Origin of the sequence: Bacillus sp. JJ1764, assembly GCF_036962145.1 — a bacterium.
Classification (GTDB): domain Bacteria; phylum Bacillota; class Bacilli; order Bacillales; family Cytobacillaceae; genus Neobacillus.
Genome location: NZ_JBALNY010000067.1, coordinates 1 through 1,130 on the forward strand (window position 1 = coordinate 1; position 1,130 = coordinate 1,130).

General features: G+C 35.1%; 1 protein-coding gene. It reads left to right on the forward strand.

The features are described from left to right. Positions 1-259 precede the first annotated feature (259 nt). A partial coding sequence (locus V7083_RS11305; RefSeq protein WP_335477722.1) for an AMP-binding protein occupies positions 260-1,130 on the forward strand: 871 nt, incomplete at its 3' end.

Consider the following 1,130-nt stretch of genomic DNA (forward strand, 5'->3'; position numbering starts at 1 on the left):
TTTCCCTTGGGTTTTTTCTGTGGAATAAAGCTGGTTAGGTTGGAACATTGTTTAATATTTGGTAATATTTACAAACGAATATTTGAGAATAGATGGAGGAATTTGTCGAGAAGGAAGGGTTTACAAATCTACATTTTCCTACAATAATTAAAATTATATTAATATTCTAATAGTTTTGACAAGACTTACAACAAGAACGATTGCATCCTGTGAATTTGGAATATTAATTTTAAATTATTATTGGGAGGCATCGAGTTTTATGGTTTATCAGCAAAAGCCGTGGCTAAAGTTTTATGATCCAAGAATTACTGAACATGTAAGTATCGAACATAATTCCCTTTATAATTTCCTTGAAGATGCAGTAAACCGTTACAATACGAAACCTGCCTTTACCTTTTTCGGAAGGGAAATTACTTATAACGATACCTTGGCTATTACAAATCAGTTGGCGTCAGCATTACATAAATCAGGATTCATAAAAGGTGATCGTTTGGCAATTATGTTGCCTAATTCTCCTCATTATATTTTCTCCTTATTTGCCATTTTTCGATTGGGCGGAATCGCTGTACAAGTGAATCCGATGTACGTGGAAAGAGAAATAGAGCACGTATTAAATGATTCAGGTGCAGAGTATATGATAGTGCTTGATGCGCTTTATTCAAAAGTAAAAAAAATTCAAACGAATACTTCTCTTAAAAAAATTATTGTTGTCAGCTTCGGTGGAGAAAGAGTCAGTTTACCGGAAGGTGATGTATATTTTGATCAATTCCTTGATCAACAAATCCAAATTCCTCATATCGACATTGATCGAGATGAAGACGTTGCCATTTTACAGTATACCGGAGGAACAACAGGCCTCTCTAAAGGTGTTATGTTGACTCATAGCAATCTATTATCTAATTTTAATATGGTTTGTGATTTTGCTTATAAAGCATGTGATAACAAGCCTGAAGATTTTAAAATGATCACCGTCCTCCCAATGTTCCATGTCTACGGCCTCTCTAGTGTGGCGTTGTGTGGAATCCGTGAAGGCGCTAATCAAATTGTATTACCTCGATTTGATCCAAAGGAAGTTATGGAAATCGTCAAAACAGAAAAGCCGTTCCAAATGTCAGGTGTACCAACCATGT